This window comes from Nocardiopsis halotolerans DSM 44410 (assembly GCF_000341065.1).
In the GTDB taxonomy this organism is placed as follows: domain Bacteria; phylum Actinomycetota; class Actinomycetes; order Streptosporangiales; family Streptosporangiaceae; genus Nocardiopsis; species Nocardiopsis halotolerans.
This window is the reverse complement of sequence record NZ_ANAX01000041.1, coordinates 1-5,962: the sequence shown is the minus strand read 5'-3', so window position 1 is coordinate 5,962 and position 5,962 is coordinate 1. Positions and strand designations below refer to the sequence as shown.

At 72.4% G+C, this 5,962-nt stretch carries 6 protein-coding genes, 1 tRNA gene and 1 pseudogene; 5 read left to right on the top strand and 3 right to left on the bottom strand.

The annotated features are described in order from the left end of the window. Positions 1 to 121 precede the first annotated feature (121 nt). From D455_RS0103335 to D455_RS0103325, 3 genes are all read left to right on the top strand, one after another. Positions 122 to 1,294, top strand: coding sequence for a DNA polymerase III subunit delta' (locus D455_RS0103335; RefSeq protein WP_017569352.1), 1,173 nt, complete (start codon positions 122 to 124; stop codon positions 1,292 to 1,294). A 325-nt stretch (positions 1,295 to 1,619) separates the two neighbouring features. Further along, a complete protein-coding gene (locus tag D455_RS0103330; protein ID WP_017569351.1) occupies positions 1,620 to 3,146 on the top strand; it encodes an alpha/beta hydrolase in 1,527 nt (508 codons plus the stop codon). An 88-nt stretch (positions 3,147 to 3,234) separates the two neighbouring features. Beyond that, positions 3,235 to 3,307: transfer RNA gene (locus tag D455_RS0103325), tRNA-Thr, on the top strand. Between the two features lie 432 nt (positions 3,308 to 3,739). On the opposite strand, the gene D455_RS34390 is transcribed toward D455_RS0103325, so the two are convergent. Next, the gene (locus D455_RS34390) at positions 3,740 to 3,895 is read right to left on the bottom strand and encodes a hypothetical protein (RefSeq protein ID WP_017569350.1); all 156 of its coding nucleotides are present in this window, start codon (positions 3,893 to 3,895) and stop codon (positions 3,740 to 3,742) included. A 105-nt stretch (positions 3,896 to 4,000) separates the two neighbouring features. Beyond that, on the bottom strand, positions 4,001 to 4,834 hold the full coding sequence (locus tag D455_RS0103315) for an exonuclease domain-containing protein (RefSeq protein ID WP_017569349.1): 834 nt from the start codon (positions 4,832 to 4,834) through the stop codon (positions 4,001 to 4,003). A gap of 167 nt (positions 4,835 to 5,001) precedes the next feature. Here D455_RS0103315 and D455_RS0103310 point away from each other — a divergent pair, with 167 nt between their 5' ends. Beyond that, positions 5,002 to 5,220: a hypothetical protein gene (locus tag D455_RS0103310; RefSeq protein WP_017569348.1), complete on the top strand. Its 219-nt coding sequence runs from the start codon at positions 5,002 to 5,004 to the stop codon at positions 5,218 to 5,220. 37 nt (positions 5,221 to 5,257) lie between these two features. After that, a complete protein-coding gene (locus D455_RS0103305; RefSeq protein ID WP_017569347.1) occupies positions 5,258 to 5,647 on the top strand; it encodes a hypothetical protein in 390 nt (129 codons plus the stop codon). A 22-nt stretch (positions 5,648 to 5,669) separates the two neighbouring features. Here D455_RS0103305 and D455_RS0103300 read toward each other — a convergent pair. Beyond that, positions 5,670 to 5,962, bottom strand: a pseudogene (locus tag D455_RS0103300) (hypothetical protein); the annotation flags it as partial.

Here is a 5,962-nt window from a genome sequence, read left to right as displayed (position 1 = left end):
CGGGGGCCGGTGGGAACCGCCGGCGAACGCGTCAGGAGGGGAAGGACCTGTGGACAACGGCCCGGACGTCGGTCCCGGCTCCTATCCTGAAGACCGGACACCAGGGGCGGAGAGGGTGAGCATGACGGTTTTCGACGACCTCGTCGGCCAGCGGACCGCGGTGGGCCAACTCCAACGGGCCGTCACCGGGGCCGCCGATCTCGTCTCGGGCGGGCCGGGCACCGGGCTGACCCACGCCTGGCTCTTCACCGGGCCGCCCGGCTCGGGCCGCTCGGAGGCCGCTCGGGCCTTCGCCGCGGCCCTCCAGTGCGCGGACGGCGGCTGCGGGCACTGCGGCTCCTGCCACCAGGTCCTCGCCGGAACCCACCCCGACGTGCTGTACGTCCGGCCCAGCGGGCTGAGCTTCGGTGTGTCCGCCACCCGCGACCTCGTGCTGCGCGCGGGCTCCAAGCCCTCCGGGGGACGGTTCCGGGTCGTGCTGTTCGAGGACGCCGACCGCGCGACCGAGGCCGCGTCCAACGCCCTGCTCAAGGCCGTGGAGGAACCCTCCCCGCGCACCGTGTGGCTGCTGTGCACCCCCACCCCCGACGACCTGCTCGTCACCATCCGCTCCCGCTGCCGCCTGGTCACCCTGGCCACGCCGAGCACCCGGGAACTCGTGGACGCCCTCGTCCAGCGCGAGGGGATCGACGCCGACACCGCCCGCTCCGCCGCGGTCGCCTCGGCCGGTCAGATCGACCGGGCCCGGCAGCTGGCCACCGACGCCGAGGCGCGCAGACGCCGGGAGGAGGTGCTGTCCATCCCGGCCCGGCTCGACGGGCTCGGCGCGTGCGTCACCTCCGCCGCCCGGCTCTACGAGATCGCCGAGGAGGAGTCCAAGGCCCTCACCACGGCGCTCGACGCCAAGGAGCGGGAGGAACTGCGGGCCGCGTTCGGGGAGGGTTCCACGGGCAAGGGCGTGGCCAAGGCGATGCGCGGTTCGGCGGGCGCGATGAAGGACCTGGAGGAGCGGCAGAAGCGCCGCGCCACCCGGATCAAGCGCGACTCCTACGATCGCGCCCTGCTCGACCTGGTCGCGTTCTACCGGGACGTGCTCACCCTCCAGCTGGGGGCCAGGGTGGAGCTGTCCACGGCGGAGCGTTCCGGTGACCTGGAGCGTGTCGCACGCTCCAGCGCCCCCGAGGCCACGCTGCGCCGCATCGACGCCATCATGGAGTGCCGCGAGCGCATCGCCGCGAACGTGCACCCCCAGATCGCGATGGAGGCCATGACGTCCGCCCTCCTGGCCGGGTAGGGCACCGCGACAGGCGCAGCGTCCCCCCGGGGCCGCGGGTTCGACGGGGACGGGCCGCCCCACCAGGGGCGGCGCCTTCCCGCCCCGCGGACGCGAGCCCGCGCAGCCCGGAGAGGGGTGACGGGCAGGCGCGTGCCGTGTCCGGGCGGGGCCCGCCCTCTGCGGAGACGAACGCGGCCGGTCCCGGAGCAGGGCGGTGGACGGACGCCCGTCGCACCGTTCGGGGAGAATGGTGCGGCGTCGACGACATGTCGGCCGGGTACCGGGTACGACGAGAGGGCGGAGAACACCGTTGGGAACGAGGGTTCGGGGACCGTGGGCGGTCGTGCTCACGGGGGTCGTGCTGCTGGCGACGGCGTGCACCGGTCAGGAGCAGGAGCCGAGGAGGGAGGGTGACGCCTCCGGGCTCTCCGGGCCGCTGGCCGTCTTCGCCGACCAGGAGCTCGCCTGGGACGAGTGCGAGAGCGGGGCGCCGGGCACCGAGTGCGCCACCTACGAGGTGCCCCTCGACTACGACGACCCCGGCGGCGAGCGTATCGAGATCGCGGTCAAGCGCCTCCCCTCAGAGGGCGACGACGTCATCGGCTCCCTGCTCGTCAACCCCGGCGGGCCCGGCAGTCCCGGATACGACTTCGTCGACCACGCCTCCTCGAAGGTCAGCGACCCGGTGCGGGAGAGGTTCGACGTGGTCGGGTTCGACCCGCGCGGCGTCGGCCGTAGCGCTCCGCTGACCTGCATGGACGCGGAGGGTATCGACGAGTTCCTCGGCGGGGTCGACGGCGTCGAGGGCGACGGCGACATGTCCGAGGTGACCGACGCCGAGCTGGCGGAGCTCCAGGAGGACAGCCGCGACTTCGTCGAGGCCTGCCAGGCCAACGACCCCGAGATCATGATGCACATGGGCACCGCCAACGTCGCCCGTGACATGGACGTCCTGCGCGTTCTGCTCGGTGACGAGAAGCTCACCTACCTGGGCTTCTCCTACGGCACCAGCATCGGAGCCCACTACGCCGAGCAGTTCCCCGAGCGGGTCCGTGCCCTCGTGCTCGACGGTGCCGTGGACCCCAGCCAGGGGCAGCTCGAACTCAGTGTGCAGCAGGCGACCGGCTTCGAGACCGCCCTGCGGGCCTTCGTGGAGGACTGCCTCGGCGGGCCGGACTGCCCGCTCGGCGGCTCGGGCGACAGCGTGGACGACGGTATCGAGGCGCTGAGGGGATTCCTGGCGGACACGGCCCGGGAGCCCCTGGGCAACACCATGGACGACCGCGAGGTCAACCGGGCCCGAGCCGAACTGGGCGTGCTCGCCGCGCTGTACAGCGAGGGCTGGTGGCCGCGCGTGCGCGAGGCCCTCACCGCGGCGACGGAGGAGGGCGACGGCACCCTCCTGCTCCAGCTCGCCGACGCCCTGTACAGCCGTGGGGACACGTCCGCCTACGTGAACTCCACGGCCGCGCTCATCGCGGTCAACTGCTCCGACTCGTCCAGTCCGCGCGACGTGGAGGCCTACGTCGAGGCCGCCGCCGAGGCCGGTGAGGAGTCGCCGATCTTCGGGCCCTCGCTGGCGTGGGGCGCGCTGCCGTGCGCGTACTGGCCCGAGGAGGCGGTCGCCCCCGAACGGGAGTTCGATGCCGAGGGCGCCGCGCCCGTCATGGTGGTGGGCACCACCCGGGACTCGGCCACCCCGTACGCGTGGTCCGAGGCGCTCGCCGAACAGCTGGACCCGGGCTTCCTGCTGACCCGCGACGGCGACGGCCACACCGGTTACCGGATGGGTGACCAGTGCATAGACACCCACGTGGACTCCTATCTGATCGAGCTCACCGTGCCCGAGGACGGGATGGTCTGCGCCTGATCGGGCCGGGCCGTCCGAACGTGTACCCGGCACTCCGCGGAGGCGCTAGACTGGTGACCGCTTCGCCGCGTGTGGAACGCGGCGGCGCGCCGCCTTAGCTCAGTCGGCAGAGCGATTCACTCGTAATGAATAGGTCGTCGGTTCGATTCCGACAGGCGGCTCAGCCAGAACGCCGTCCCTTCGGGGGCGGCGTTTCGCGTTGGTGGCCACTTGGGTGGCCAGTGATCTACTCGGCGAACGGGTCGCCCATGACGTCGGCCCCTCCGCGGTCACCGGGTGCGACTCCCCGCGATGGACGGGTTCGGTCGTGCTCGTGCCACTGTGGCCGACCGGCCGCGCGATGTGTGTTCGGGGGAACGCGGGTTAGACGCGGTGACATGAGCCTGATGTTCATGTTGTTCGCGTTGGTGGGAGCCGTCCTCGTACTCGTCGGCGGACCCACGCCCTGCACCTGTTCCAGTCCCGCTCGGACGGGCGGTCCGCCGCGGTTCGGGATTCCGCGGTGGCCGAACCGCCGGTGGAACCGGAGCCGCAGGTGGGCGGGTACGTTCCCGCGTCCCCGGAGTCCTGGGAGGCGCGGGCGCCGCGCGCCCTCAGGTGCGCTGGCGGTTCTGGAGCCAGCCCCACACGGCGGTGGCCACGAACAGGACGCCGCCGATGACGGCGAGCCAGAACAGCCCCTTGATGACCATGCCCAGGATGGCGAGGATGAGCCAGATCGCCAGAAGCACCAGGATGAAGTAGACCATGTCGCCCCTTCCCGAGAGTGTGCGTCCGATCAGGAGACCTACCCCTCCGGGGCGCACCACACGCGTCGGGCCGGAACGTGGTCCGTCCGGCCCGCGCGGGAGGGCTCAGGGCCAGGTGCCGTCCACCACGGTCCCGTGACCGGGCTTGCTGCGGTCCAGCCACTCCTGGCGGTTGCGTGCGAAGGCCAGGGACCAGTCGATCTGGCGCTGGTGCAGCTCGGCCAGGCTGACGGAGGCGAGCTCCGGGTGCCTGGCCCCGATCTCCTCGGCCAGGGCCAGCGCCGCGGAGGCGTCGGCGGTCGCGGTGTGGGCGTCGGTCAGCTCCACCCCGTAGTACTCGCACATGGCGCCCAGGTTGCGCTTGCCCCTGCGGTAGGGCTCCACGCCCCGGTCGATCACCAGCGGGTCGACCACGGGCGCCGGGGGAGCGCCCAGGCGCTCGGCGAGGGACGTCATCGCGTGCCGCTCCAGTTCCCCGGAGAGCACCCTCAGGTCGTAGGGGGCGTTGAAGACCACCAACCCCTGGCCGGAGGAGAGCTGCTCGACCAGCGCCTGGCTGATCTCCTCCAGGCACTCCTCGGCGGGTCGGCCCTCGGCCCGGGCCCGCTCCGTGCTGATCCCGTGGACGGCGACGGCGTCCGCGGGGATCTCCCGGGGGCCGGGGTCCACGAGCCAGGTGCGCGACTTGCCCTCGCGGTCCACCAGCGCGGCCGAGACCAGGAAGGCGGTGTCGGCGTCGCGGGAGGAGGTCTCGGTGTCGAACCCCAGCATCGGGGTGGTGTGCCAGCCCAGGTGGTCCCCCCGGGCCGGAGGGGTGGGGCGCGGCTCGTGTTCGGCGCAGTAGGTGCGCCAACGGCCGCCCTCCCTGACGACGACACCCTCGCCGACGCCGACGGTGGCCTGGCAGTCGGTGCATGTCCCGGGGTAGCGGTTGCGCATGGATGTCCTCTCGGGCCGGATGGTCGGCACAGCCGTGAACAGCGGCGATTCGGGAACATCGTAGAACGCGCCGGGGACAGTCCCGGTGCGAGCGCGCCCGGTACGCGGCGTGCGGGGGCGGTGGGGCGCGTGTGTGTGCGGGTGCCGATTCTGGGGAGGGAAAGGATATGAGTCTGGAAGAGGCATCACGTCAACTCGAAGCCGCCATCCACGACGCCCGTGTCTCCTTCGACTGCATCCTGCTCGAGGAACTGGACCGGGCCCACACGAACACCATCACCGCGCGTGCCGCCGTTGACGCCGCGGAACAGGCCATCCGGGTGGAGATGGAGAGACGCCAGTCCACCGGTGACGGAACGTCCGGATCGTCGGAGACCGCGGACTGATCCACAGTTTTCTCGAACAGATTTTCGAACTGCGGGTATGATGGAGGACATGCCCGATCAGTCGCTGACGCCGGACTGGCCCGCGAGTGTGCACCCTCCCGGGGCGGACTCCTTCGAACAGACAGCCCTGGTGTGGCTGTTCGACCACGTGCCCGCCGACTACCGGCTGCACGGCGTCCTGCGGCGTCATCCGGTCGCCCTGTCCCGGCTGGCCCGACAGTACGTCGCCTCGGCGCTGGAGGCCGCCCGGGAGGGCTACCGCACGGCCAGGGTCGACCTGCGCGACCACATGCCCCCGCACGCCCTCGACCAGGTGATGAACGCCTACCTCGCGGAGGGGCGGCGCATGGCCGGGGTCCTCAGGTCGGTCGAGGCGGTCGACGCCGCCCTCCGCGCGGCCAGCGCCGAGCGGGGCGCCGGTGAGTGACTCCCCCCGTTCCCGCGCGTGCTCAGGCGGTCACCCGGACCACGACGGCCACCTCGCCGCCCGTGTTCACCAGGTGGTGGCGGCCGTTTCCGAAGCCCGAGCCCACCACCCGCGCCCGGTCCGGGGCGAGCTCCGACGCCGAACGCATCTGCCCGTCCGACGCGGAGGCGATCAGATGGGCGCGTCCACTGACCAGGTACAGCACCTCCATGCCGTGCGGGCGGTCGGAACGCGGGTCGGGGCCGGACACGAAACTGTTGGGTTCGAGCGCCACCGTGGTCACGCGGAGCCTGCCGCTGGCGTGCCTCCGCGCGG

Excerpts from the sequence above, each read along its gene's own strand:
- D455_RS0103315 (WP_017569349.1), bottom strand. The coding sequence starts at position 4,834 with ATGCGCAACCGCTACCCCGGGACATGCACCGACTGCCAGGCCACCGTC.
- D455_RS0103305 (WP_017569347.1), top strand. The coding sequence starts at position 5,258 with ATGATGGAGGACATGCCCGATCAGTCGCTGACGCCGGACTGGCCCGCG.
- D455_RS0103335 (WP_017569352.1), top strand. The coding sequence starts at position 122 with ATGACGGTTTTCGACGACCTCGTCGGCCAGCGGACCGCGGTGGGCCAA.
- D455_RS34390 (WP_017569350.1), bottom strand. The coding sequence starts at position 3,895 with ATGGTCTACTTCATCCTGGTGCTTCTGGCGATCTGGCTCATCCTCGCC.
- D455_RS0103310 (WP_017569348.1), top strand. The coding sequence starts at position 5,002 with ATGAGTCTGGAAGAGGCATCACGTCAACTCGAAGCCGCCATCCACGAC.